This is a genomic window from Nostocoides sp., assembly GCF_037045025.1.
Lineage (GTDB): Bacteria > Actinomycetota > Actinomycetes > Actinomycetales > Dermatophilaceae > Nostocoides_A.
The window spans coordinates 40,107-64,507 of record NZ_JBAOHM010000005.1 but is presented as its reverse complement, the minus strand read 5'-3'; the positions used below and the strand labels follow the sequence as shown (position 1 = coordinate 64,507).

The following is a 24,401-nucleotide window of genomic DNA, read 5'->3' as shown; positions in this document are numbered from 1 at the left end:
GCAGGGTCTGTGGGGGAAGCGTGGGGGAAGGATCTGGGGTTTCACAGCGGGGATTCTTCTTGTAATATCCGTTTTCCGCTGTCAGCGGAGAACTAGTATTGCGTGATGGTCGGTGTCAAGAAGTCGCTGAACGAAGCTGAGCTGGCACGTCAGGTCGTGGGTCAGCTGCGCGACCGGCTGCCCGCTGGATGGTCGTTGGCTGAGGACCGCGAGGTGAGAGCCGCGGATCTGCTGGCCGATCTGGTCCTGACACTGACCGGACCCGATGGCTCCAAAGCACGGGTCGTTGTTGAACTCAAACAGGCATTGGAAGGACGCGACATCGATGCCGTCGCAGCGCAGCTGACGGCCATCAGCGCGCTCGTGAATGGTGAAGGGCAGATGGTCGGGGCGCGATACCTCTCCCCCCAGACTCGCGCCAAGTTGACCGATAGAAGCATCGCCTACGTTGATGCGACCGGGAACCTCAGGCTCCAGCTAGACCAACCGGCCCTGTTCGTGGCCGACCGAGGCGCCGATGCTGATCCGTGGCGTGGGCCCGGGCGTGCGAGGGGAACGCTCAAAGGTGCGCCAGCAGCGGATCTTGTCCGCGCCATCGTGGACATCCGAAGCCAGTGGCGTGTAGCCGAGCTACTGCGCGTGTCTGGGGTGTCGACCGGCGCGGCATACCGAGTCCTGGACTTCCTCGAGAGCGAGGGCTTGGCGCAACGACCAAGCCGAGGAGTGATCGCCATCCCGGACTGGGCCGCAGTGCTGCGTCGGTGGAGCGAGGACTACGGCTTCGTCAGCCACAGTCGCCTCACCCGGTGGATCGCACCGCGCGGCCTGGACGACCTCGCCCAAGGGGCCGCCCGATCCCCCGCCGACCTTGACTACTGCTTCACGGGCACGATCGCAGCGTCGGAGTGGGCCCAATACGCACCGGCGCGGGCCGCGATGATCTACACCAAGGACGCTCCGGCTGCCGCGGAACGATGGGGTTTGCGACCGGCAGATGCAGGCGCCAACGTCCTCCTCGCCGAACCAGACCTCGAGGTCCCCTTCGTGCGCACCGTCCAACGCGAAGACGGCCCCATCTTGGCCGCGCCCGCGCAGGTGGTCGTCGACCTGCTCACCGGACCCGGCCGCAGCCCCTCGGAGGCCGAAGAACTCCTCACCTGGATGCAAGCCAATGAATCGACATGGCGAGGCCAGCCATGACCGACGACCTCCTTGTCCAGTCACGCACCGCGCTCCTGGACGCGCTCGAGGCGTTGGCAGACCATCGGGATGCTGTCGTCATCATCGACGCTCAGGCTGTCTACTTACGGACCCCGCAGCGCCGGTCGCGCTGGCTGAGGCGACCAAGGACAGTGACTTGGCCCTCGACCCACAACTTCTCGGGGACTCGCCGCTAATCGAGGAAGCCATGACGGCCGCCGGCTTCATCCTCAACCCGACGAGCAACCAGCCCGGCGCCTGGCAGACCGCTGCCGGCATTCCCGTGGATCTCATGGTGCCCGAGAAACTGGCCGGTCCCGGGTCCAAGACCGTGCGGGGGGGGGCGCGACTCCCCCCGCACGACAAGCGTGCGATGCGCCGCGCGACGGGACTCGAAGCCGCCATCATCGACAACAGCATCGAGACCGTCACAGCCCTCGACCCAGCGGACACGAGGACCTTCGACGTGAAGGTCGCGGGGCCAGCAGCGCTCATCGTCGCCAAGATCCACAAGCTCACCGAGCGGCTCGACCACCCAGATCGACTCAACGACAAGGACGCCCACGACATCTACCGGATCCTGCGAACCGTCGACACTGCAGAACTGGCCCGCTGCTTCCGCGCCATCATGCGCGACCCCATAAGCCAAGACGTGACCCGCGCTGCCATCGCTGGGATCCAGGTGCACCTTGCCGCTGGTGCCGGATCGACCGTCGCTCTCATGGCTGGTCGCGCTGAAGAGGGCATCGGTGAACCAGCGGCGGCTGGCTCTCCGGACACACCGTCTTCAACCTCAACGTCGCCAACACACACATACATCGCCGCGGGAATCGATGTCCACAACGCAGCGTGTTCTGTCGCTACAGGGCAGCGGAGCGAAGCCTTCTATGCTGGACGCCGGGCCCTTCAACCTCGAGAAAGCTATCTTGGTCGCAGTGGCAGGAAGCGCATTTCCGATGGCGGCACCCGTGGCGCTGTCGTCGAGATCAAGAATGTTCATCGACTGGGGCACACTAGGCAGATTCACGACGCAGCCGATTTCGCCCGTAGAACAAATGGGCAGTTGCACATTGTTGTGCGGAGATCGACAAGGGATCTCGGCGCCGCTCCAGCGTGCAATCAACTTGGAGCTGTGGCACCGTCGGGAGACGGAGTTGCGCCGATCAGTAGCCGTCCTCATGCGCGACATTAGCGGCTACGCGACCATCCCTTCCGCGCACGTCGTTCGGCAGCTCGAGGCTCGCGAGCTGGCGATGTCTTGGAAGGGGCGAATCCGAGACCACATCAAGCCGCGCATCCTCGGACACGGTGCCGCGCACGGCTTACGGCAAGACCCCGCTGGCGTTCCTTACGATGCTCAGGGGAGATCCTCGCGGAGTGTCTGCGCGAGACCGACCTCACCGTGACCGCTGCGATGCAGCGCGTGGGATGGCACTCCCGCTCTCATGCCAGCCGCCTCTTCCGCGAGTACGTTGGCGTGACCCCCGGCCACTACCGACGCATGGGCGTTCTTCATGCTGTGTAGTCGCGATCCGGAGCCGCATACGGAGATGGTTGTTCAGTCGTTGCCTGAGTCGAGTTCCGCGGCTCGTGACCGGATCAGGCATCCGAGGACGCCGATCAACGCCGCGACCAGGAACGCGCTCTGTAGGCTGCTTGCTTCTGCGATGGCGCCGATGGCAAGTGCTCCGCCTGCTTGGCCGAGTGCGATCACGAGGAATGCGAGCCCTACGCCCGCGGCAGGGGTCTCGGTGTAGATCCGAGTGCCCCAGATCAGGAGCAGTCCGGTCAGGCCGATGTAGGCGCACCGAACACGGCTGCGGCAGCCCATGCGATGAAGCTACTATCTGGTGCCGCGGCGATAAGGGCGGTCGCGGCGGCCAGGGTGAGCATGATCGTCGTCCACGATCTCGCAATCCCGAAGCGTTCTGCGAGGTCGCCCGTGGCGGCACCGGCGACCCCGAACGCGCCGAGGACGATCCACGCGGTCGTCGAAGCCTGTTCGCTCATCTGCCCCTCGGTGACGAAGATGTCGCGTCCGAATGTCCATACCGCTGCGCTGGCGATGCCCATCGTCGCGGCGGCCATCACCATCCGGCCGCTGCCCTTGGGGAGTACTGGGTGCGGGAGTACCTGCTGCAGTCCGCCCGCGCGACGATCCTGCGCGGCGGCTCCTGGCACGCATACCGCTGCCCAGATCGTGACCAGGGCGCACAGGGCCGAGAACACCAGCCAGGCGGTGCGCCAGTGCTCATGGGTCAGCAGCGCGATGGGCCCGGCGATGGCGACGCCCACGCCGGTGCCGGCGTTGATGACCGTCTGCGCACGGTTCCGCCGTGCCGCGGCCACGGTGTGTGCGACGGCATGCGCTACCGGCGGCGAGGCGACCCCGGTGCTCGACCCGGCCAGCAGCATGCCCGCCGTCAGCACGATGGTGCTGGGTGCGGCGGCGATCATAAGCGTGCCAGCGGTCGCGACGACACCGGCCGCGACCGCTACTATCCGACCCCCGAACCGAGGGGTGAGCACGGTCGATACGACGATGGCGACACAGTAGGCGGCGTACGACCCGGAGGCGATCGCCCCGGCTGTGGCCGCATCAAGGTCGAACTCGGCGCGGAACACTGGCACGAACAGGCCGTAGGCGAACCGGGCCAGCCCGTAGCAGACTGCGATCAGCGACAGCCCCGCCCCGGTCAGCCGGAGCACCCCGCGCCTGCTCAGCAGCCCCGGACCCTCGGATGCCGTCTCTCGTGCTCGCTGGCTCACTCACTCCCTCACTTCACAGATCTGTGAACCTCGCGTCGAGCATAGGTACACTGGTCTGTGAAGTCAATCTGGCGAGGAGCGAAGGTGATAGCGATAGAGACCGTAGATGAGCTGCGGGTGCCGGAACTGACTCCGGGGGCGCAGCGGATCGTGGAGGTCGCCTCCGAATTGTTCTACCGGCGGGGTATCCATGCCGTCGGGGTGGACACCATTGCCCGCGAGTCGGGCATTACCAAGCGCACCCTCTACGACCGCTTCGGTTCCAAAGACGCCCTCGTCGCAGTCTACCTCCGGGCCAGGCATCAGGCCTGGTGGCAGCACCTGGAACACCAGATCGCCGAGACCCCCTCGCCTCGGGCGCTTGCCATGTTCGATGCATACGCCGACCAGGGATGGGCGTCTGATCGTGGGTGCGCTTTCCTCAATGCCGCCGGTGAGCTGGCCGCAGATCACCCCGCTTATCCAGTGGTGCGGGCACACAAACAAGCTGTGCGTGACCGCCTGACGGAACTCGTTCGCGCCGACTGCCCTGACGCCGATGATCCCGAGACATTAGCTGAGCACCTGTTCCTGCTGCTGGAAGGCGCCGTCGCACACCGTGGGATCGACGACAACACAGCCTTGCTCACTTCTGCCCGAGAGCTCGCAGAACATCTCGTCTTGCAGCCCACGGCGTCGTGAGAGATGAAGGTCAGCCAGTGAACCAGACTTACCGATCTTGCGGGAGGACGATGGCGACGGCAAGCGAGATGTGGCGTCCTGACTGGACTTTCCCCGTCCTGCAATAAACTGGCTCATCCCAAACGAGAGTGTAGTTGGGGTCTGAATCCGCCGGCTTCGAGCAGACTGCGGGCAATGTAGTTGGTCAGGTTCCGGAACCCGAGGGCGGAGCCGCGCAGGTGTTCGAGCCGGCCGTTCAAGGCCTCGGTGGGGCCGTTTGAGGTGCCGGGCCGGTCGAAGTAGGCCAGGATGTCCGCGGCGCGCTTCTTCAGGGTCCGGCCCAAGGTGATGATCTCGGTGAGCGCGGCCGGGACGCCGGCGCTGATGGAGTCGATGACAGCCTGCATCCGGGCCTTGGCGGCGGCACGGTCGGGATCGCGGTAGGCGCCGATCATTCGCTGGTAGATGCCCCAGGTCGCTTCGACCTCGACATGGTCCTCAACGGCAAACAACGCCTCGATGCGGGCGCGTTGGCGGTCGGTGAGCAGATCGGCGCCGGTGTGCAGGGTCCGCCGCGCGGCATACAGCGGATCGCCTTTGCGGCCGCGGTGGCCGGTCGTGGCCTGCTGGACCCGGCGGCGTGTCTGATCGAGAGCGTCGCCGCCCAAGCGGACCACGTGAAACGGATCCATCACCGCGGTGGCGGACGGGAGTTCTTGGGCGGCCGCGGATTTGTACCCGGTGAAGCCATCCATCGCGACGACCTCGATCCTCTCCCGCCAGGCCGGGTCCCGCTCCGCGAGCCAGGTCGCGAACACCGCTGAGGAGCGGCCCTCGACCATATCCAGCAGCCGGGCCGGGCCCGTCTTGTCCCGCACCGGCGTCAGATCGATGATCACGGTGACGTACTTCTCGCCCTTGCGGGTGTGCCGCCAACAGTGCTCGTCCACGCCCACAACGGCCACACCATTGAACCGGTCCGGGTCATCGATCAACACCCGGCGTCCTTCAGCCAGAACCGCGTCGTTCGCGGTGTCCCAGGCCACCGCCAACGCCTCGGCGACCCGGGCGACCGTCAGGTGGTAGAGGACCAACGCCTCCAACGCCCAGGCCAGCGCGGCCCGGGACAGCTTCGCGCGCGGCTCGGCTGCTCGGCTGGTGTCCTGGCGCCACACCTTCCCACACGCCCCGCAGCGGTAGCGGCGGACCGTGATCTCCAAAACTGTTGGCCGCCACCCGAACGGGACATGCGCCAGCCGGCGCACCACCGTGTCCCGCACCCGGCCTTCGCTCCCGCAGCGCCGACACCACGGATCGGGCTCGAGGACCCGGCAGGCCAGCACCGCACGACCGGTCTCAAGCCGCTGCCCCGTGATGACCAGACCGAGATCATCAACACCGGTGAAGGTGTCCAGGTCGGGGCAGGTGAAGGTAACGTCAGCCATGTCGAGGTCTTCCAGATGGGAAGTGTCAGAGCTTCCATCATCGGAAGACCTCGACCCTCAACCCGGCAGCGACGCGCCACCCCCCACACTCTCGTTTGGGAAGAGCCAATAAACTGGAAACGCACAAAACCGCAGATCAGGGCGTAACTACTTTTGCAACCCCACCGCGTCCAGACCGCCTGAACCGGACGCGCGTTGTTGTTAAGGAAGACGACCCAGTAGCGAGGGGGAACGGCCGGGAAGAGCCGCGGATTGACGGACTGCACAGCCGTGTAGGCCAAGACCTCGGCGGCGGTGGAGTCCGGATGGATTCCGGGTACCCCGTCGGCGTGGACGGAAACACACGTGTGTCGCAGCACCATGGTCCGGTCGGGGTCGAGACCGGCGATGGCCAGGATTGCGGCGAGGGTGAGCGTCATGAGACTCACCCTGACAGACTCCTCCGGGCCGGCGGCCAGCTCGGCTCGACGCGCGCGCACGAGGCGCCTGGCCTAGGCTGGGTGCAATAACCGATCTGTCTTGATTCGCGTTCGCGTCCGTCTTGCGGGGTCCTTCTGGGAGGCATGAGCATGACCGACGACACGGTCTCCGTGCTGATCGTTGATGATGAGCCCCTGATCCGGATGGGGCTGCGCGCCCTCATCGAGAACGAACCTGATCTGCGGGTGGTCGGCGAGGCGGGGGACGGCACCGAGGCGGCCGAGAAGTGCAAGCGGTTGCTGCCGGACGTCGTGATCCTCGACGTGCGGATGCCGCGGATGGACGGCTTGGACGTCCTGCGAACGCTCTCCACCAGCCCCGCAACCCAGAACATCCGAGTGATCATCTTGACCACCTTCGAGCAGGACGACTACATCATGCGCGCCCTGCAGGACGGCGCGTCTGGGTTCCTGGTCAAGGATGGTGATCCCGGGCAGCTGCTCGCGGCGATCCGGGCGGTCAACGCCGGCGATTCGGCGCTCGGGCCCAGCGTGACCAATCGCGTCATCGAACAGCTCGTGCGGCGTACCCCCACCTCCACGGGAGTCCCCGGGATGTCCCTGCTCACCGACCGGGAGCGCGAAGTCGTCGTCCTCGCCGCCCGTGGGCTGACCAACAAGGAGATTGCCCGCGAGTTGTTGATCAGCGTCGCGACGGTGCGGACGCACGTCACCCGGGCGATGTTCAAGCTCGACGTCCACGACCGCTCCCAGCTGGTGGCGCTCGCCTACCGGACCGGCATCGCCTACGAGGGCTGAGTACGCCGCCGCGGCACACCGTCTACGTCAATTACGGTAGTCGCGGACCCGTGGCCGCAGGATTCGCCGCCTACCCCCGTTGGCCCACGATCGTGCCCATGGACCAGCACACCAGGTTGGGGGGTGACCACCCCCGCGTCGAGTCGATCATGACCCGTGTGCTCATCGACGCGCTCGAGGCGGTCGCGCTGATGATTGTCGGCTACACCCCACCGACCGAGCGCGGACTTCGGTTCGGCTCCCGAGGCGGTCCCCGCGTGGAAACCCCGGGTCGATCCGGGCGCCGAATTGCCCCCCGAAAGGAATCGCGATGACCGTCACCGAGATGCGCCGCACCCACACCCCGCGCGCGGATCATCCATTGCTGCGCCCGGCCCCCACCGCCGTCACGACCACGGCCGAGCCGCCCAAGCAGGCCGCCGGCACCGCCACCTCGCCGCGCCTGGTGCGCATCCTCCTGGTCGACGACCACCCGATGTACCTCGAGGGGCTGCGCGCCGCGATCGAGACCGAGTCGTGGCGGGTCGTCGTGGGCAGCGCCCACACCGGCCGGGACGCCGTCGTTGCGGCCCGCACGCTGCGTCCGGACGTCGTCGTCCTCGATATCAACCTGCCGGACGCCTCCGGCTTCGACATCGCCCGCCGGTTGGGCCACGAGCTGCCGGCCACCAAGGTGTTGATGCTCACCATGGAGGAGGACATCGACACGGCGCTGGAGTGCGTGCGCGCGGGTGTGCTCGGGTATCTGCTCAAGGGGTCCAGCTCCCGGGAGATCATCAACACCCTCGAGATCGTCAGCCAAGGCCACGCCGTCCTGGCGCCGCAGATTTCGCAGCAGCTGCTGGACCACATGAGCTCCCCGGCGGTCAAGGAAGTGCCCTTCCCCGATCTGACTTGCCGGGAGCGCGCCGTCCTGGAATTGATGGCCGATGGCCGCCGCAACGCGGCGATCGCTGTCGAGCTTGGACTGTCCCTGAAGACCGTTCGCAACTACGTCTCCCGGATCTTCGTCAAGATCCAGGTGGCCGACCGGGCCGAGGCCGTTGTCGTGGCCCGGCGTGCCGGGCTCGGCAAGTGAGCCCATGCGGGTGCTGATTGCCGGGGCGAGCGGCGGCACGGGTCGGGCGGCGACGCTGCTCGCCCTGAGCGCCGGCCACACCGTGACCGCCGTCGCCCGGCGCCCCGAGCGACTCGGACTGCAGCAGCCGCGGCTGGCCCTCGTTGCGGCGGACGCCCGCGACCCGGGCACGATGTCGGCCGTGGTGCGCGGTCACGACGCCGTCGTCTCAACCCTCGGAATCGGTATGCGGCGCCATCCCACCGATGTCTATTCGGCCGGCACCCGCGCCATCGTCGCTGCCATGGTCGAGCAAGGTGTCTCCCGGTTGATCGTGCAATCCAGCAGCGCCCTCGATCCACGGCCGGTCGCTCCGAGCCACGCCTACCGGGCTCTCATGGCACTCCTGCACCGCGTCCTCGCTGCTCCGTATGCCGATATGCGCGCGATGGAGGACATCGTCACCTCCAGCCCGCTCGCCTGGACGCTCGTGCGGGCCGCCCGCCTCACCGACGGCGGGTTGACCGGGCAGGTCCGCGTGGGCACCGATCGCGGTCTGCCGGACGCGTGGTCGATCTCCCGCGCGGACTGCGCCCGCTGGATGGTCGACCACCTTGACGCCGCTCCCGAGACCCACCGCGCGGTGATCAGCCTGGCCTCCTGACCGGCGGGCAGGACCTGCAAAAGGTGCGCTACGGCGCACCTTTTGCAGGACCTACCCGCCAGTAGGCGTCGTGACGTGGGTCCCCGGCGCCGGGTTGATTGCCCAGGCGGGGTCGAGAGGAGCGTGTCGGTACGGTTTGTGGCGGCGATAACCGTGCCGACCGGGTCCTCTCGATGGGCGTCCGCCATCGACTCACCCCTGGACGGTTCGGCGACGACAGTCGCGACCGCTCAGCTGTCCGTCGCCGGGATGGTGGCCACGACCTCGGTGCCGCCACCGGGGCGGCTGCGGATGTCCAAGGCGCCCCCCAACCGCTCGATGCGCGAACGCATCGAGGCCACCCCCATACCCTCTCCCTGATCGGCCGGGTGTTGGCGCCTGCCGTCGTCCACGACCCGGAGGCGAACGCCGAAGCGGTCCCGGTGGACCTCGACGACGCACTCGGCGGCCCCAGAATGCCGCACGACGTTGGTCAACGCCTCGGAGACCACGAGCAGCAGCTCCCGCTGGACCCGACCCGGCAGCTCGTCGATCGCGCCCGTGGTGTCCAGGGTGATCCACGCCTGCCCCCGCGCCTGGGTGAAGACCCGCACACGGGCGGCGAGGGCGACGCTCAGACCGCCGCGCCCGTCACCGCCGCCACTAGCGCCGCGCCCGCCACGACCATGCAGGATCGCGCGGACCTCGGCGATGACGTCGTCGAGGTCCTCCTCCAACCGCGCGAGCAGGTCGCGGGCCGTGGCCGTATGGGCGGCATCGTCACGATCGAGATGATCCCGGATCGTGCTCACGCGCAACGTCAGGGCCGACAACACCGGGCCGAGCCGGTCATGCAGGTCGCGGCGCACGTCCGGGTCGCACGCTCCCCGCGCGTCCGGGTCGCACCCTCTCCGGCGGGGGCCGCGGGCCGATGCCGCGCTCACGCCACGCCATCCAGCGTCATGGCCGGGTTGCTCAAGTCCCGGGGGAGATGGGCAACCACCGCCCAGCCACCGCTCGGCAGCGGGCCGGCGTGGAATCGGCCACCGAGGGCGAGCACGCGATCGGCCGTACCGGCCAGCCCGTGCCCGCTGACGCCGTCATGGCGGCCGTTGCCGTCATCGGTGACCCGGATGGTGATTGTGCTCTCGTCGGCGCTCACCGCCACTGCGGCGTGCCGCGCCTGGGAATGACGCACGACATTCGTCAAGGCTTCCTGCACGACGCGATAGATCGTCAGGTTGAGCAGCGGCCCGAAATCATCGACGTCCTCCCCGACGGTCGTCTCGACGCTTAAGTGCTCGGAGCAGACGCGTTGGCCGAGAACCTCGATGGCGCCGATCGACGGGCTTAAGGCAGGTCCCGCATCGGCCCCGGGCACGCTCGGGCCGAGCGAGCCGATGGCGATCCGCACGTCGTGCAGCGCGCTGCGCGAAACGTCCCGGATCGTGCGGAGCAACTCATGGGCGCGCTCCGGGTTGCTGGCGAAGAGGTGATCGGCGATCGCCGCCTGGGAGGCAATGACCGCCAACCCGTGCCCGACGATGTCGTGCACCTCCCGGGCAAGCAGCATTCGCTCGGCATCCAGGCGGGCCCGTCGGGCCTCGTCATACTCGCGCAGATTGGCCTGCCAGCGATCCCGGATGACCGCGGCTGCCGCCCACGGGCCGAGCATCCAGCCGACCAGCGCCAGCGCATGCGTGAACTCCAGGTCCCGATGGGCGCTGACGCCGGCGTGATAAGCCTCGCCGAGCAACAGCTGGAAGGTGCCGATAGCCACCACGCCGAGCGACCAGGGCAACGGGATCGATGCCGTGAGCAGGGCGTCCAGGACGCCGACGCACAACAACACCGGGCCATAGGGATACCCCATACCGAGGAAGACGGCGGTGGCGGTCGTCGCGATGAGGAAGCAGAGGGTCCGGTTGTAGGAGTGCAGCGCGACGCAGGCTCCGACGACAGCGACGATGACCCAGGCGAGCAGGTCGATCGGCCGTCGACCCGGCTGCCAGGACTGGCCGTGGTAGGTGCCGACGCCGAGCACCACGACGAGCGCCAGCAGCGGCAGCACCGCTCCGGGATCGTGGCGCAGCGTGCCCAGGCGGGCCATTGGTTCCCCCCGTCCATGCGCGACCAGAGACGCTTCGACCCTACTGACGCAATCGTCGCGGCGCAGTACGTCAGTTGCCGTACTGCGCGTGAGCAGCCCAGCGGATGCGTCGGCACGGGCACCCGGGCGACTCTGGCACGCGTACGCCATCCGCGTTGCCTGCCGCCATTCCGGGCGGGGGCGAGAAAGGACCCGTGATGACACAGCATGCGAATACGCAGGGGGCCGGTGCCGCCGAACCACCTGCGACGCGGCCCAGCCGGGTGGTCTTCGGCAGCCTGTTGCTCGTCATGAGCCTGGCGGGTCTCGACCAGACCATCATCGCCACATCGCTGCGCGCGATCGTCGCCGACCTGGGCTCGGTCGGCGCGCTGGCCTGGGTGGTGACCGTCTATCTGATCGCCTCGACGGCCACGACCCCGCTGTGGGGCCGCCTGGGCGATGCGCGCGGCAAGAAGCCGATGCTCATCGCGTCCGTCGTCATCTTCCTGCTGGCGTCCTGCGCCTCCGGGGCGGCCACGCACATGGGCTGGCTGATCGGCGCGCGGGCCGTCCAAGGGATTGGCGCCGGCGGCATGATGGCGCTGTCCTCGGCGACGGTCGCCGATCTCGTCGAGCCGCGCCAGCGGGGCCGCTACATGGGGTATGTGCAGTCGATGTTCGCGCTGGCCAGCGTCGTCGGCCCACTGGCCGGCGGTGCGCTGGTGGACCACGCGAGCTGGCGGTGGATCTTCTACGTCAACCTGCCGATCGGTGTGCTCGGCCTCGTCGGTCTCGTGCGCGGCCTCCCGGCGCGCGGTGAGCGGTTGGAGCATCGGATCGACTACTTCGGCGCGGCCCTGCTCGCCGCCGCCGTCGTCAAACTGCAGCTGCTGGTCTTGTGGGGTCCCGAGCGCGGCTGGACCTCGGTCGAGGTGCTGGGCCTGCTCGGCCTGCTCGTCCTCGGGTTGGTCGTCCTCGTCTGGCGCCAGCGCACGGCGGCGGAGCCGATCATCCCGCCGAGCCTGCTCGCCGACCCGACGATCCGGGTGGTGGCCACGGCCTTGTTCATCGCGACCGGCTCACTGTTTGCCGCGACCACGTTCATGCCGCTCTACCTGCAGGTCGTGCGCGGCGAACCGGCGACCACCAGCGGCCTGCTGTTGATCCCGATGATGCTCGGCATCACGATCACCACCGCGATCGTCGGGCGGGTCATGTCGGCCACCGGCCGCTACAAGATCTTCCCGGTCACCGGCATGCTCGTCACGGCGGCGGCGCTCTTTGGCTGCTCCCGGCTGGACACGGACACGAGCTGGGCGTGGGTGCTGACCGCGCTGCTCGGCGCCGGGGTCGGCTTCGGGATGGTCACCCAGGTGCTCGTCGTCGCGATCCAAAATGGTGTCGACGGCCGCCTCCTGGCCTCCGCGACGGCCACGGCCAACCTCTTCCGCTCGCTCGGCGGCGCCATCGGTGTCGCCGTCCTCGGCTCGGTTTTTAACGCGGGGCTGGTGTCCTCGGGCGCCGCCGGGACCGACCGCTTGGTCGCCGACGCCGACGCGGCGCGCGCCACGGGCTCGGCCACGCCCGCCGCACTCGCCGGCGTCCAGGACGCGCTGACGCTCGTCTTCGTCGTTGCCGCGCTCGCCGCGCTGGTCGCGGTGGCCTTCTGCCTGCGCATTGAGGAGCGGCCGATGCGGCAATGGGGCGCACCGCCGGCGGGGGGCAAGCCAGCCGGCCAGCAGGGCGATCACCCCGCCGGTCAGCCGAGCGATCGGCCCGCCGGCCAGGCAGCGGCACCGCCGCACGCCGGACCCGACTCCCGCGACGCCGTCCCCGCGAGGCCGTCGTGAAGCCGATGCCCCGGCCCGCGCGCCAAGCCATGGCCATCCTGCACATCGTCAGCTCCGTCGCCCTGCTCGGCAGCGCCGGCGCCGTCGGGGTCCTGGTCGGAACCGGACACCCGGCCGCCGCCCCGGTTGTCGTGCACACGATCGGCATACCGTTGGCGCTGGCCGGCCTGCTCACCGGCCTGCTGCTCGCCCTCGGCACCCGCTGGGGGTTGCTGCGGCACGCCTGGGTGACGCTCAAGCTCGGCCTGCTACTGCTCGTCCTAGCGATCGGCGTCCTCGGCGTGCGACCCGCTCTCGCCGACCTCGTCGGCGGCGATCTGGGCGCGCGCACGACCGTGACCGTGCTCAACAGCATTCAACTGGCCGCGCTGTTCCTCGCGACTGTGCTCTCGGTGACCAAACCGCGCACCGCCGGCCCGCTCGGCTCGCCTCAATCCCGACCCGCCCGACCCAGGAGTTCGTTGTCATGACCATCCAGCTACCCGCCACCGACCTGCGACCGCACCACGTCCTCGCCGACGGCGGCCGGGTCATCCGTCACCTCGGCTCGCAGATGCGTTTCCTGGAGACGACCGAGACGACCGCCGGACAGTTCTGGCTGGCCGAGCAGACCTCCGGGCGTGGCGTCGCCAGCCCGGTCCATCGGCATACCCATGAAGACGAGACGTTCATCGTCCTCGAGGGCGAGCTGCAGGTCGGTGTCGGCGAGGAGAGCGTCACGCTCGGCGAGCGCGAACTGCGGTTTGCTCCCCGCGGCCTGCCGCACAGCTTCACGGTGCTCTCTCCCGAAGCGCGCTTCCTGATCCTGGGCACGCCCGCGCGCTTCGAGAACTGGTTCTTCGAGACCGCTGATGCGCCCGACACCCCGCCGGACGCGCCCCCCGACTTCGGCCGGCTGATCGGCGCCCTCGTGAAGTATGACGTCGAGTTCATTGCTCCACCGCCCGGCATGATCCCCGGCGGCCCCCCTCGCTGATCCTGCCCACCCCCAGGAGGCCCTCCCCGACACCTGTCGGGGAGGGCCTCTCGCATTGCGCCACAACACCACCGAGGAGTTCGTATGCCGCTTCGGCCGGGACCGCGCGCCCGGTCCGAGGGCTTCGCGCACCGGTCCGGGCCGGGTGGTTTCCTGCCCCGGGTGGGACGCGAGACCCATGCGGCGGGGACCGCGAAACGAGAGCGTGGACACCGAGATCAGCACCGACCAAGGAGCACCGACATGGCCCGCCAGCTCATCATCGCCAAGGCCTCCGCCGAGGACCTGTCGACGATCGCCCGCATCTTCGGCGAGTCCGATCGCACCGACCTGCCGCACCTCGCCGGCGTCACCCACCGCTCGCTCTTCCACCTGGGCGATGTCTATGCCCACCTGGTGGAGACCGCCGGCGCCGGCGCCGTCGAGCGTGCCCGTCATCACCCCGAGTTCGCCCGCGTGAGCAGGGAACTCGAGCCCGTCGTCGCCCCCTACCTGGCCACCTGGCGCGGCCCGCAGGACGCCCTGGCCACCTGCTTCTACCAGTGGAACGCGGTCGCGCCATGAGCCAGTCGGCCATCGACCAGGACCGCCCGGTCTGGACCAAGTGCAGCGGGTGCGAGCGGCTGCTATATGCCCGCAAGCAGGAGCGCAACCTCAATGTCTGCCCCGAGTGCGGTCACCACGAGCGGCTCACCGCCGCCGACCGGCTCGCCCAGCTCCTCGACGCGGACAGCTTCACCGCCCTGCCGGTGCGGGCCGCGCCCGACGACGTCCTCGGGTTCGTCGACTCCCGGCCCTACCCACAGCGGCTGGCCGCTGCCCGCGACGCCACCGGCCTGGACGAGGCGGTCGTCGTCGGCACCGGGCGCGTCGGCGGGATCACCGTCGGCGTGGCCGTCATGGACTTCCGCTTCCTCGGTGGCAGCCTCGGCGCCGGCACCGGCGAGCTGATCGCCCGCGCGGTCGACCACGCCACCGACATCGCCGCCCCGGTCGTCATCGTCACCGCCTCGGGGGGCGCGCGGATGCAGGAGGGCACGCTCTCGCTGATGCAGATGGCGACCGTCAGCCAGTCGCTCTCGCGCCACCGCGCCGCCGGGCTGCTCAGCCTCAGCGTCATCACCGACCCGACCTATGGCGGGGTCGCCGCCTCCTTCGCGACCAATGTCGACATCATCATCGCCGAGCGGGGTGCCCGGATGGGGTTCGCCGGCCCGCGGGTCATCGCCCAAACCGTCAAGGTCGACCTGCCGGCCGGCTTCCAGACCGCCGACTTCCTCCTCGAAAAGGGGCACATCGACCTCATCGCCGAGCGGCGCGACCTGCGCGACACGCTCATCCCGCTGCTCGGGGCGACCCGGCCGGTGCTGCGCCTCGCGGAGACGGCGCCGGCCCCGGCCCAGCCGATCGGGCCGCCGGCCGACAGCAGCGCGGCGATCGCGACCGCCCGGGACATCGGCCGGCCCACCTTCCTGGACTACATCGGGATGCTGGCCGACGATTTCGTCGAACTGCACGGCGACCGCACCAGCGCCGACTGTCCGGCGCTGGTCGCCGGCCTGGGCCGGCTGCGCGCCCGCCCGGTCCTCTTCCTCGGCCACCAGCGTGGCCACTCCACCGCCGAGCTGGTCGCCCGCTCCTTTGGTATGCCGATGCCCGCCGGCTATCGCAAGGCCACCCGGCTGCTGCGCCTGGCCGGCCGCCTCGGCCTGCCGGTCGTCGCACTCGTCGACACCCCGGGCGCCCATCCTGGCCCCGACTCCGAGCAGGCCAACCAGGCCGGTGCGATCGCCGAATGCATCCAAGCGCTCGGCGAGACCCCCACCCCGGTCGTCTCGGTCATCACCGGCGAGGGCGGCAGCGGCGGTGCCCTGGCGCTTGCCGTCGCCGACCGGGTCCTGATGCTGGAGAACGCGATCTACTCGGTGATCAGCCCCGAGGGCTGCGCCGCCATCTTGTGGGGAACGGCCGCCCAGTCCGGACGCGCCGCCGAGGCATTGCGGGTGACGGCCACCGAGCAACGCGCCCTCGGCGTCATCGACGACATCGTTCCCGAGCCGAAGGGCGGCGCCCAGGCCGACCCGCAGCGGATGGGCAAGCTGCTCGCCGACGCGCTCACTGCAGTGCTGGACGCCCACGCCGGCGTCCCCGCGGACGAACTGATCGGCGCCCGCCGTGAGCGCTTCCGCCGGCTGGCCGCATCCCGGATCACCCAGGAGAGCTGACATGAGCACCGACCTGACCACCACCGCCAGCACCCGCCTGCAACCGGTCACCGAGCACGATCAACCGGCCCCCAGCGACCTTCTCGAGGCCGTCGAACGCGCGGGCGAGTTGCTGCAGCGCATCCCCGGCAAGCTGGCCCGGCTACACATCGAGAACGGCGCCGCGCGCATCGAGATGGAGTGGCAGCCCGCCCCGGTGCCCGGCGCGGGGCTCGCACCGGCACCGGCACCGGCAGCGGCGAGCGGCATACCGCAGTCACCGGCAGCGCCGGAGGAGCCCGGCGGCGAGAGCGACATCACCCACGCGGGGGAGTGCGTCCGCTCGCCCCTGGTCGGCACGTTTTATCGCTGCCCCGAGCCGGGCGCCGCGCCCTTCGTCGCCGAGGGCGACGCGGTCAGCGCCGGTGATGTCGTCGGCATCGTCGAGGCGATGAAACTGATGAACAACATCACCGCGCCGGTCTCCGGCCGGGTCGTCCACATCGGTGTCGAGGACGCACACAGCGTCGAATACGACCAGCTGCTGCTTGTCATCGTTCCCGACGGCATCGCTCCCGACAGCACGGGGGAGTGAGCACGATGTTCGACAAGGTGCTGATCGCCAACCGCGGCGAGATCGCGCTGCGCGTCGTGCGGACCTGTCGCGAGCTCGGGATCAAGACGGTCGCCGTGCACTCCACCGCCGACGCCGAGTCCCTGCCGGTCCGGCTCGCCGACCAGAGCGTGTGCATCGGCCCGGCCAAGGGCAAGGACAGCTATGCCCACCCGCCGGCGATCATCGAGGCCGCCCTGCTCTCCGGTGCCCAGGCCATCCACCCCGGCTACGGCTACCTCTCCGAGGACCCCGACTTCCCGCAGATCTGCGCCGACAACGGGCTGACGTTCATCGGGCCCCGCCCGAGTGTCATCGCCGACCTCGGCGACAAGGCGGTCGCCCGGACGTTGATGGCCCAGCAGGGCCTGCCGCTGCTGCCGGGCAACCGCGAGCCGGTCGCGACAGCCGGGGCGGCACTCGCCGTCGCCGAGGAGATCGGCTTCCCGGTGATCATCAAGATCGCCAAGGGCGGTGGGGGCATCGGGATGCGGGTGGCCCACGACCCGGAACAGTTCGTGCGCGAATACACCTCCGCCCGGGTGGTTGCCCAAAACCTCTACGGCGACGGCAAGGTGTATGCCGAGCGCTACCTGGAACGGGCCCGCCACATCGAGGTGCAGGTGCTGTGCGATGAGCACGGCAACGGCATTCATCTCGGCACGCGGGATTGCACCACGCAGCGCCGTTTCCAGAAGCTGATCGAGGAGGCACCGGCGCCCTTCCTGTCGCCGCAGACCGCCGACGCGATGGCGCAGGCCGCGGTCCAGGCCGCCCTCGGCGTCGGCTACACCGGGGTCGGGACCTTCGAGTTCCTCCTCGATGAGCAGGAGCGCTACTACTTCATGGAGGTCAACTGCCGCCTCCAGGTCGAGCACACGGTCACCGAGGCGATCACCGGGATCGACCTGGTCGAGCAGCAACTGCTCGTGGCTGCCGGCGAGCCGCTCACGCTGACCCAAGCCGACATCCGCCTCAACGGGCACGCCATCGAGTGCCGGGTCAACACCGAAGACCCCTTCCGCGAGTTCGCGCCGACTCCCGGCCGGCTGACCACCTACCGCGCCCCGGCGGGCCCGTTCACCCGGGTCGATTCCCACGCCTACGAGGGGATGAATGTCTCCCCCGACTACGACTCGCTGCTCGCCAAGGTCGTCACCTGGGGGCCTGACCGGGCGGCGGCGACCGCGCGGATGGCTCGGGCCATGGACGAATTCGTCGTCCGGGGACCCGGCGTACACACGACGATCCCGTTCCACCGCGCCGCGCTCGTCAGCGACGACTTCCGCGCGATGCGGCATACGACGACCTGGGCAGCCACGCTCGCCCCCCAGCCCATCGACTCGCCGACCTAGCCAGCCATCGATAACCACGAGAAGGGACCCATTCCAATGCCGAACACCACCATCGACGCGATCGCCATCGTCTCTACGATCCTGGAGTCCTCCTGCGGCGTGGCGGGCGAGGCGCTCGCTCTCGCACCGCACACCCCCCTGATCGACCTCGGCATGGACTCCCTCGCCGTGCTCGAGCTGCAGGCCAAGGTCAGCGAGCACCACGACGTGGAGCTGCCCGACGACGCCGGCGAGTTGTCGCTGTCACAAATCGCCGACCTGGTTTCGGCGGGAGGCCGGCGATGAGCGCCCGCACCGAGAACTCCGTCCTGATCGAGGCGCCCCTGGAGCTGACCTGGCGGATGACCAACGACCTGGAGCGATGGACCGAGCTGTTCACCGAATACAAGGAGTGCACGGTCCTCGAGCGCTCCGGTGACACCTTCACCTTCCGGCTGACCACGGTCGCCGACGAGTCCGGCACCGAGTGGAGCTGGGTCTCCCAGCGCACCCTCGACGCGGACGCCCACGAGGTGCGCGCCCACCGGGTGGAGACCGGACCGTTCGAGTTCATGAACCTGCACTGGACCTACGAGCCGGTGGCCGAGGGCACGCTGATGACCTGGCACCAGGAGTTCGCGATGAAGCCGACGGCACCGGTCAACGACGACCAGATGGCCGACCGGATCAACCACAACAGCCCGATCCAGATGGCCGGGATCAAGGCCAAGGTCGAGGCCGCGGCAACCGCCGCCAAGCCGCCCACCCCGGTGCCCGTCGGGCCCTGCTGTGCCGTCCCGGTCGACGGGCAGCCGGTCGATGTCCGTCGCGGCGGGCAACTGCGAGTCGTGCTGGGACCCAAGACGGTCGGCGCCACCAGCGGCTTCATGGGCGTCCTCGACCTCGCGCCGGGCGAGCGCTTCGCCGAGCACTACCATCCCTACTCCGAGGAGTTCCTCTTCGTCACCTCCGGCGCGATCGTTGCCGACCTGGACGACGTCCCGACTCCCGTCCCGGCCGGATCCGGCGTGTTCGTCCCGACGAAGGTGCGCCACCGGCTGCGCAATGTCGGCTCCGAGGACGCGCGCATCGTCTTCCATCTCGGGCCGCTCGCGCCGCGCCCGGAACTCGGCCACGTCGACACCGAGGGATCGTCGTGACCGCCCAACACCCGCGTCGGCGGGTCGTCGTCTCCGGCATCGGCGTCCTGGCCGCCGGCAGCCTCGGCCGGGAGGACTTCTGGGCGAGGCTGAGCGCCGGCAAGAGCGGCATCCGGCGGATCAGCCACTTCGACCCGGCTCCGTTCCGCTCCCAGATCGCCGGCGAAGTCGACTTCGACCCGGCCGCGCACGGCCTCAGCGAGGACGAGATTGCCCGTGCCGACCGCTACGTCCAGTTCGCCATGGTGTGTGCCCGGGAGGCGCTGATTGATTCCGGTCTGGAACTGACCGATGCCCAGCGCTCTCGGGCCGGCGTCGTGCTGGGCTCGGCGGTCGGTGGCACGGTGCGCCTGGAGCAGCAGTACGTCCGGGTCAGCGACTCGGGCACGCACTGGCTCGTCGACGCCGAGGCCGCCGAGCCCTTCCTCTACGAGGCGCTCGTGCCGAGCAGCCTCGCCGCCGACGTCAGCGCCCGCGAGCGCCTGCACGGGCCCGCGCAGGTCGTCTCGACCGGCTGCACCTCCGGCATCGACGCGATCGGTCACGCGCTGACGTTGATCCAGGACGACGAGGCCGACGTCATGGTGGCCGGTGCGTCGGAGTCGCCGATCTCCCCGGTCTCGGTCGCCTCCTTCGACGCGATCAAGGCGACCACCCCGAGCAACGACTTCCCGGAGCAGGCCTCCCGGCCGTTCGACCTCAACCGGCAGGGCTTCGTCCTCGCCGAGGGCGCGGCCGTCCTGGTCCTGGAGGAATTGACCGCGGCACAGGCTCGGGGTGCACACATCTACGGTGAGATCACCGGCTATGCCAGCCGCAGCAACGGCTACCACATGACCGGGCTGCGTCCCGACGGCCTGGAGATGTCACTCGCGATCGACGACGCGCTGCGCCAGGGCGGCACGCCGCCTGAGCGGATCGGCTATGTCAATGCGCACGGCAGCGGCACCAAGCAGAACGACCGGCACGAGACTGCCGCCTTCAAGCGCGCTCTCGGCGGGCACGCCCGCACGATCCCGGTCAGCTCGATCAAGTCGATGATCGGGCACTCCCTCGGGGCGATCGGTGCCATCGAGGTCGCCGCGTGCGCGCTCGCGCTCGACCGGGGCCTGGTGCCGCCGACGATCAACTACACGACTCCCGACCCCGAATGCGATCTCGATTACACACCCAATGAGGCACGCGAGGTCGACCTCGACGCCGTCCTATCGGTCGGCAGCGGCTTCGGCGGATTCCAGTCGGCGATCGTCCTCGACGCCGCGGCGAGGAGGGCGGCATGAGCGCCCCGACCCGCCCCGTCGGCGTGGTCACCGGCCTCGGTGTCGTCGCCCCCAGCGGTCTCGGCGAGCAGCCCCTCTGGGAGACCGCCCTGGCCGCAGCCAGCCGGATCACCCCGATCGAGCGCTTCGACCCCAGCCCGTATGCCGTGCGCGTCGCCGGCCAAGTGCCCGACTTCGACGCCAGCGAACATCTCGAGTCGGCCCGCGTCCAGCAGATGGACCGCTGGAGCCACCTGGGCATGGCGGCCGCCACCCAAGCCCTGGTCTCGGCCGGCCTCGATCAGGTCGCCGCCGAGGACGGCGCGCTCGACCCGTATGCCTGCGGCGTCTGCCTGGCCAGCTCGTCCGGCGGAAACATCTTCGGCCAGCAGGAGCTGCAGCGGCTGTGGTCGCAGGAACGACGCTCGGTCAGCGCCTATCAGTCGATCGCGTGGTTCTATGCCGCGACGGTCGGCCAGGCCTCGATCCGCCACCAGTTCAAGTTCCAGTCCACGGTCTTGGCCGCCGAGGCGGCGGGGGCGATCGACTCGCTCGCGCAGGCGACCCGCTCGATCCGCCGCGGCGGACAGGTCATCCTCGCCGGCGGCACCGAATGCCCGCTCAGCCCCTATGCGCTGGTCTGTCACCTCGACAGCGGCCTGCTGGCCGCGGCCGACGAGCAGACCAGGGCGTATGCGGCATACTCCGCGGACGCGCGCGGCCACCTGCTCGGCGAGGGCGGCGCGGTCGTCGTCGTCGAGGAAGCCGAGCGGGCCGCCGCCCGCGGTGCCACCGCCCGCGCCGAGGTCGCCGGGTGGGCCGCCACCCACGACGCCCGGCCGTGGAGCCCGCTGTCCACGGGTGGCGAGCCGGCCGGACCCGGTCATGAGCACTATGCGCGCGCCATTGAGCACGTCCTCACGCGCGCCGGGATCTGCGCCGCCGACATCGCCGCGGTGCTCCCCGACGCCATGGGCGTGGCCGCCTTCGACCGGGCCGAGGCCCGGGCGATCCAGGCCGCCGGGGTCACCGCCCCGGTCACCTCGGTCAAGCCGGTGCTCGGTCGGGCCACCCAGGGCGGCAGCGCGATCGACGTCGCCCTGGCGGTCTTGATGCTCGAGCACGGCGTGATCCCGCCGTTCGCCGGACCCCGCACGGCCGACGACGGCTTCGGGCTCGACCTGCCGAGCACCGCCCGCCCCCTGGACGGCGATCACGTCCTCGTCCTGGCCCGTGGGCGGGACGGATTCAACAGCGCCCTGGTGCTGTCTCGCCCCACTCGGCGGGCGAGCCGGCCGGCACGGAAGGAAGCAGCATGACAACCCCGATCCCCCTTCACCCGGCGACCACGCCGTCCGGCGCGACGCCGGCCCGCGTCGTCTTCCTCGTCACGGTGCCCCCGGAAGCGAGCGAGGCCTTCCTCGCGGCATACGAGCGGATCCGGCTCGAGGTCGCCGACGGCGTCGACGGCCACATCGTCGACCAGGTCTGCCGCAGCGACGACGATCCGGCACAGTGGCTGATCACCAGCGAGTGGGAGTCCCTCGCTCACTTCCGTGCCTGGGAGCGCTCGGAGGGGCACCGTACCCTCGTCGCGCCGATGCGGGCCTGTATGACCGCGGCGGTCTCCCTCAAGTTCGACGTCATCGCCGAGACGCGCGGCGACCCGGCCAGGAAGGTGGTGGGGTGGTCATGAGCACGACCACTGCACGTCCGTGGGTCGTGGCGGCCTCCGGGATCCAGCTCGGGACGCTGTGGATCATGAAGACCTCGATCATCCCGATGCTCGATGCGCGCCCCTACGGCGACTACGTCAAGAACGCGCAGCTGATCGACATGCACCTCTTCCACCCGGTCGCGTTCTGGAACGGGTTGATCACCGCTGGGCTCGGCGCCGCCGCCGCCCGCAAGTCGGCCTCTCCCGCCCAGGCCGCCGCGTATGCCGTGGGCTCGGCCGCCATGCTCGGCGTCGGCCTGGCCTCGGAGGGGGTCAACCGGCCGATCTGGCGCAAGGTCGAGCACCTGAGTCCGCACACGCCGCCGGACGGGTGGGCCCGAATGCGGCGGCGGTGGAACCGCGCCCACGACGCGCGCACGCTGTCGGCCGCAATCGGGGTCGGCGCCTTCCTGCTCGCCCAACGCCTGGGGATGCGGACATGAGCATCGACGTCCACGGCCACATCACCTCCCCGGAGCTGCTGGCCCGCTATCCGATGCCGCCGGTCCTCGGCGACATCGAGGGGATGCTCGCCGCCCGCCGGGCGGCGGGGATCACGACGACGATCGTCGGCAGCCCCGTCGGGGCGGGGACAATGATCCCCCGCCCGGGCGCGGACAACTTCGCCCAGCCGCCGGGCGCGCTGGAGAGCTACCACGACTGGCTTTCCGAGCAGGTCCGCCAGCACCCGGACGCGCTGCGGGCGTATGCCTTCGTCGACCCCTTCGGCGGCGCCGCCGAGCTGGAGCGGCTCGCCGCCCGGCTCGCGCAGCCGGAGTTTGCGGGCATCATCGTCAACAGCAGCGTCAACGGGCGCCTGCTCGGCGAGGCCGCCCTGGCCGACTTCTGGGCGCTCGCCGCCGAGCACGACGCTCCGGTGCTGGTGCACCCGCCGGCCGAGCCGGTCGGGTGCCCGGTGGTCCCCGACCTCGGACTGCTCGAGGGAGTCGCGCGCATTCACGACGTCGGGCTTTCGCTCGCGTCGTTCGTGCTGGCCGGCTGGTTAGAGCGGCATCCCGATCTGGTCGTCATCGCCTCCGGCACCGGCGCCAGCCTGCCGCTGCTCGGCCGCAAACTCGACGCGGCCGCGGCGCTGGGCCGGCCCAACCCGGCATACGCCGGGGACGGCCACCTGCGCCAGGTGGATCATCCACCCAGTGCGGCGCTGCGCCGGTTGTATGCCGACACCGGCAACGCCGACCCGGTTGCGCTCGCGGCGGCCCTGGCGTTCTTCGGTTCCGACCGGGTGCTATTCGGCACCGACTCGCCTCCCTCGGGGGAGCCGCTGAGCGCCATGGCGCAACGGGTGGCCGAGGCGGCCGGGCCCCACCGGGAGTCCGTCCTGACCCGCAACGCCGCGCGGGCCTTCGGGCTCGGCGCCCACGCGAAGGAGGCCGTGGCATGACGCTCATCGACGATATGACCGAACTCGCGGCGATCGACCTGACCGGACAACGCATCCTGGTCGTCGGCGGCTACGGCGGCATCGGCGGAGCGGTGGCCCAGCTGCTCAGCTCCGCCGGCGCCGCGGTCGCCATCGCCGGGCGAGACCCGCACCGGGCGCAGCACGCCGCCGGCTACCTGCCGCGTGCCGTGGGCGTCCTGTGCGATGTCACCGACCCCGACAGTTGCGCCGCCGCCATCGCCGACACGGTCACCGCGCTCGGAGGGATCGACATCCTGATCAACTGCGCGGGCAGCCTCAGCGTCGCGCCGTCGCTCATCGTCGACAAGGAATCGCTGCAGGCGACGGTCGACAGCAATCTCGTCGGCGCGTTCACGATCGCCCAAGCCGCCGGCCGGGCGATGAAGGCGGCCGGCGGCGGCCGGATCATCCAGGTGAGTTCGGTGCGTGCGTATGCCGGGACCAAGACCGGCTTCGCGGCATACGGCGCGGCGAAGGCCGGGGTCAACCAGCTGGTCCGCCAGTTGGCGACCGAATGGGCCGAGCACAACATCCTGGTCAACGGGATCGCGCCCGGTTTCGTGGAGACGCCCTTTGTCGATGCACCGACGCACAACAAGGAGTTCGTCGAGCGGGTCCGTCGGCGCATCCCGATGGGCCGCCTCGGCAAGCCCGAGGAGATCGCCGGGGCGGTGCTGTTCCTGTGCAGCCCGCTCAGCACCTTCGTCACCGGCCAGATCATCGTGATCGACGGCGGCGTCACCGCCAGCCAGTAGGCC

General features: G+C 69.9%; 27 protein-coding genes. 23 read left to right on the top strand and 4 right to left on the bottom strand.

The genetic code is table 11. The features are described from left to right. The first annotated feature begins 105 nt into the window (after window positions 1–105). The 3 genes from V9G19_RS02705 to V9G19_RS02695 all read left to right on the top strand — a co-directional run bounded on the left by V9G19_RS02705 (window position 106) and on the right by V9G19_RS02695 (window position 2,725). Window positions 106–1,200, top strand: coding sequence for a hypothetical protein (locus tag V9G19_RS02705; protein WP_462283960.1), 1,095 nt, complete (start codon window positions 106–108; stop codon window positions 1,198–1,200). A gap of 157 nt (window positions 1,201–1,357) precedes the next feature. After that, complete coding sequence (locus V9G19_RS02700) at window positions 1,358–2,392, top strand: putative toxin (protein WP_462283959.1); 1,035 nt, start codon at window positions 1,358–1,360, stop codon at window positions 2,390–2,392. A 222-nt stretch (window positions 2,393–2,614) separates the two neighbouring features. Beyond that, window positions 2,615–2,725: a hypothetical protein gene (locus V9G19_RS02695; RefSeq protein WP_462283958.1), complete on the top strand. Its 111-nt coding sequence runs from the start codon at window positions 2,615–2,617 to the stop codon at window positions 2,723–2,725. Window positions 2,726–2,988: 263 nt separating this feature from the next. Here the strand turns inward: V9G19_RS02695 and V9G19_RS02690 are convergent, their stop codons facing one another. Next, the gene (locus tag V9G19_RS02690) at window positions 2,989–3,969 is read right to left on the bottom strand and encodes an MFS transporter (RefSeq protein ID WP_462283957.1); all 981 of its coding nucleotides are present in this window, start codon (window positions 3,967–3,969) and stop codon (window positions 2,989–2,991) included. 84 nt (window positions 3,970–4,053) lie between these two features. Between V9G19_RS02690 and V9G19_RS02685 the strand changes: the two genes are divergently transcribed. Then, window positions 4,054–4,650, top strand: a complete 597-nt coding sequence (locus V9G19_RS02685) for a TetR/AcrR family transcriptional regulator (protein WP_462283956.1) — start codon at window positions 4,054–4,056, stop codon at window positions 4,648–4,650. Window positions 4,651–4,763: 113 nt separating this feature from the next. Here the strand turns inward: V9G19_RS02685 and V9G19_RS02680 are convergent, their stop codons facing one another. After that, window positions 4,764–6,074, bottom strand: a complete 1,311-nt coding sequence (locus V9G19_RS02680) for an ISL3 family transposase (RefSeq protein ID WP_462283955.1) — start codon at window positions 6,072–6,074, stop codon at window positions 4,764–4,766. Between the two features lie 569 nt (window positions 6,075–6,643). Between V9G19_RS02680 and V9G19_RS02675 the strand changes: the two genes are divergently transcribed. The 4 genes from V9G19_RS02675 to V9G19_RS02660 all read left to right on the top strand — a co-directional run bounded on the left by V9G19_RS02675 (window position 6,644) and on the right by V9G19_RS02660 (window position 9,033). Continuing rightward, window positions 6,644–7,312: a response regulator gene (locus V9G19_RS02675; protein ID WP_462283954.1), complete on the top strand. Its 669-nt coding sequence runs from the start codon at window positions 6,644–6,646 to the stop codon at window positions 7,310–7,312. A gap of 98 nt (window positions 7,313–7,410) precedes the next feature. Further along, window positions 7,411–7,626: a hypothetical protein gene (locus V9G19_RS02670; protein WP_462283953.1), complete on the top strand. Its 216-nt coding sequence runs from the start codon at window positions 7,411–7,413 to the stop codon at window positions 7,624–7,626. Further along, window positions 7,623–8,390 carry a response regulator gene (locus V9G19_RS02665; protein WP_462283952.1) on the top strand — a complete coding sequence of 256 codons (768 nt, stop codon included), beginning with the start codon at window positions 7,623–7,625 and terminating at the stop codon, window positions 8,388–8,390. Before V9G19_RS02670 ends, V9G19_RS02665 begins: the two co-directional genes overlap by 4 nt. 4 nt (window positions 8,391–8,394) lie before the next feature. Next, window positions 8,395–9,033: an NAD(P)-dependent oxidoreductase gene (locus tag V9G19_RS02660; protein WP_462283951.1), complete on the top strand. Its 639-nt coding sequence runs from the start codon at window positions 8,395–8,397 to the stop codon at window positions 9,031–9,033. 230 nt (window positions 9,034–9,263) lie between these two features. Here the strand turns inward: V9G19_RS02660 and V9G19_RS02655 are convergent, their stop codons facing one another. After that, complete coding sequence (locus V9G19_RS02655) at window positions 9,264–9,956, bottom strand: sensor histidine kinase (protein ID WP_462283950.1); 693 nt, start codon at window positions 9,954–9,956, stop codon at window positions 9,264–9,266. Next, window positions 9,953–11,122 carry a sensor histidine kinase gene (locus tag V9G19_RS02650; RefSeq protein ID WP_462283949.1) on the bottom strand — a complete coding sequence of 390 codons (1,170 nt, stop codon included), beginning with the start codon at window positions 11,120–11,122 and terminating at the stop codon, window positions 9,953–9,955. Before V9G19_RS02650 ends, V9G19_RS02655 begins: the two co-directional genes overlap by 4 nt. A 197-nt stretch (window positions 11,123–11,319) precedes the next feature. On the opposite strand from V9G19_RS02650, the gene V9G19_RS02645 reads away from it, so the two are divergent. From V9G19_RS02645 to V9G19_RS02575, 15 genes are all read left to right on the top strand, one after another. Next, window positions 11,320–12,954, top strand: a complete 1,635-nt coding sequence (locus tag V9G19_RS02645; protein ID WP_462283948.1) for an MDR family MFS transporter — start codon at window positions 11,320–11,322, stop codon at window positions 12,952–12,954. Next, entirely contained in the window at window positions 12,951–13,424 is a 474-nt protein-coding gene (locus V9G19_RS02640; RefSeq protein WP_462283947.1) for a hypothetical protein, read from the top strand. The genes V9G19_RS02645 and V9G19_RS02640 overlap by 4 nt, the downstream gene beginning before the upstream one ends. Then, a complete protein-coding gene (locus V9G19_RS02635; protein WP_462283946.1) occupies window positions 13,421–13,930 on the top strand; it encodes a cupin domain-containing protein in 510 nt (169 codons plus the stop codon). The genes V9G19_RS02640 and V9G19_RS02635 overlap by 4 nt, the downstream gene beginning before the upstream one ends. Before the next feature lie 243 nt (window positions 13,931–14,173). Further along, window positions 14,174–14,494, top strand: coding sequence for a TcmI family type II polyketide cyclase (locus tag V9G19_RS02630; protein ID WP_462283945.1), 321 nt, complete (start codon window positions 14,174–14,176; stop codon window positions 14,492–14,494). Next, on the top strand, window positions 14,491–16,155 hold the full coding sequence (accD, locus tag V9G19_RS02625; RefSeq protein ID WP_462283944.1) for an acetyl-CoA carboxylase, carboxyltransferase subunit beta: 1,665 nt from the start codon (window positions 14,491–14,493) through the stop codon (window positions 16,153–16,155). Before V9G19_RS02630 ends, accD begins: the two co-directional genes overlap by 4 nt. Window position 16,156: 1 nt before the next feature. Then, window positions 16,157–16,729 carry an acetyl-CoA carboxylase biotin carboxyl carrier protein gene (locus tag V9G19_RS02620; RefSeq protein ID WP_462283943.1) on the top strand — a complete coding sequence of 191 codons (573 nt, stop codon included), beginning with the start codon at window positions 16,157–16,159 and terminating at the stop codon, window positions 16,727–16,729. A gap of 5 nt (window positions 16,730–16,734) precedes the next feature. Then, entirely contained in the window at window positions 16,735–18,102 is a 1,368-nt protein-coding gene (locus V9G19_RS02615) for an acetyl-CoA carboxylase biotin carboxylase subunit (protein ID WP_462284281.1), read from the top strand. 36 nt (window positions 18,103–18,138) lie between these two features. After that, window positions 18,139–18,387 (top strand): acyl carrier protein, encoded by a 249-nt coding sequence (locus tag V9G19_RS02610; RefSeq protein WP_462283942.1) that lies wholly within the window; start codon window positions 18,139–18,141, stop codon window positions 18,385–18,387. Continuing rightward, window positions 18,384–19,241: a cupin domain-containing protein gene (locus V9G19_RS02605; protein WP_462283941.1), complete on the top strand. Its 858-nt coding sequence runs from the start codon at window positions 18,384–18,386 to the stop codon at window positions 19,239–19,241. Before V9G19_RS02610 ends, V9G19_RS02605 begins: the two co-directional genes overlap by 4 nt. Further along, on the top strand, window positions 19,238–20,521 hold the full coding sequence (locus V9G19_RS02600) for a beta-ketoacyl-[acyl-carrier-protein] synthase family protein (RefSeq protein WP_462283940.1): 1,284 nt from the start codon (window positions 19,238–19,240) through the stop codon (window positions 20,519–20,521). The genes V9G19_RS02605 and V9G19_RS02600 overlap by 4 nt, the downstream gene beginning before the upstream one ends. Continuing rightward, window positions 20,518–21,819, top strand: coding sequence for a beta-ketoacyl synthase N-terminal-like domain-containing protein (locus V9G19_RS02595; protein WP_462283939.1), 1,302 nt, complete (start codon window positions 20,518–20,520; stop codon window positions 21,817–21,819). The genes V9G19_RS02600 and V9G19_RS02595 overlap by 4 nt, the downstream gene beginning before the upstream one ends. After that, window positions 21,816–22,196 (top strand): antibiotic biosynthesis monooxygenase family protein, encoded by a 381-nt coding sequence (locus V9G19_RS02590; protein ID WP_462283938.1) that lies wholly within the window; start codon window positions 21,816–21,818, stop codon window positions 22,194–22,196. Before V9G19_RS02595 ends, V9G19_RS02590 begins: the two co-directional genes overlap by 4 nt. Beyond that, window positions 22,193–22,660 carry a hypothetical protein gene (locus tag V9G19_RS02585; RefSeq protein WP_462283937.1) on the top strand — a complete coding sequence of 156 codons (468 nt, stop codon included), beginning with the start codon at window positions 22,193–22,195 and terminating at the stop codon, window positions 22,658–22,660. Before V9G19_RS02590 ends, V9G19_RS02585 begins: the two co-directional genes overlap by 4 nt. Continuing rightward, entirely contained in the window at window positions 22,657–23,622 is a 966-nt protein-coding gene (locus tag V9G19_RS02580) for an amidohydrolase family protein (RefSeq protein WP_462283936.1), read from the top strand. The genes V9G19_RS02585 and V9G19_RS02580 overlap by 4 nt, the downstream gene beginning before the upstream one ends. Continuing rightward, window positions 23,619–24,398: an SDR family NAD(P)-dependent oxidoreductase gene (locus V9G19_RS02575; RefSeq protein WP_462283935.1), complete on the top strand. Its 780-nt coding sequence runs from the start codon at window positions 23,619–23,621 to the stop codon at window positions 24,396–24,398. The genes V9G19_RS02580 and V9G19_RS02575 overlap by 4 nt, the downstream gene beginning before the upstream one ends. The last annotated feature ends 3 nt before the right edge of the window (window positions 24,399–24,401 follow it).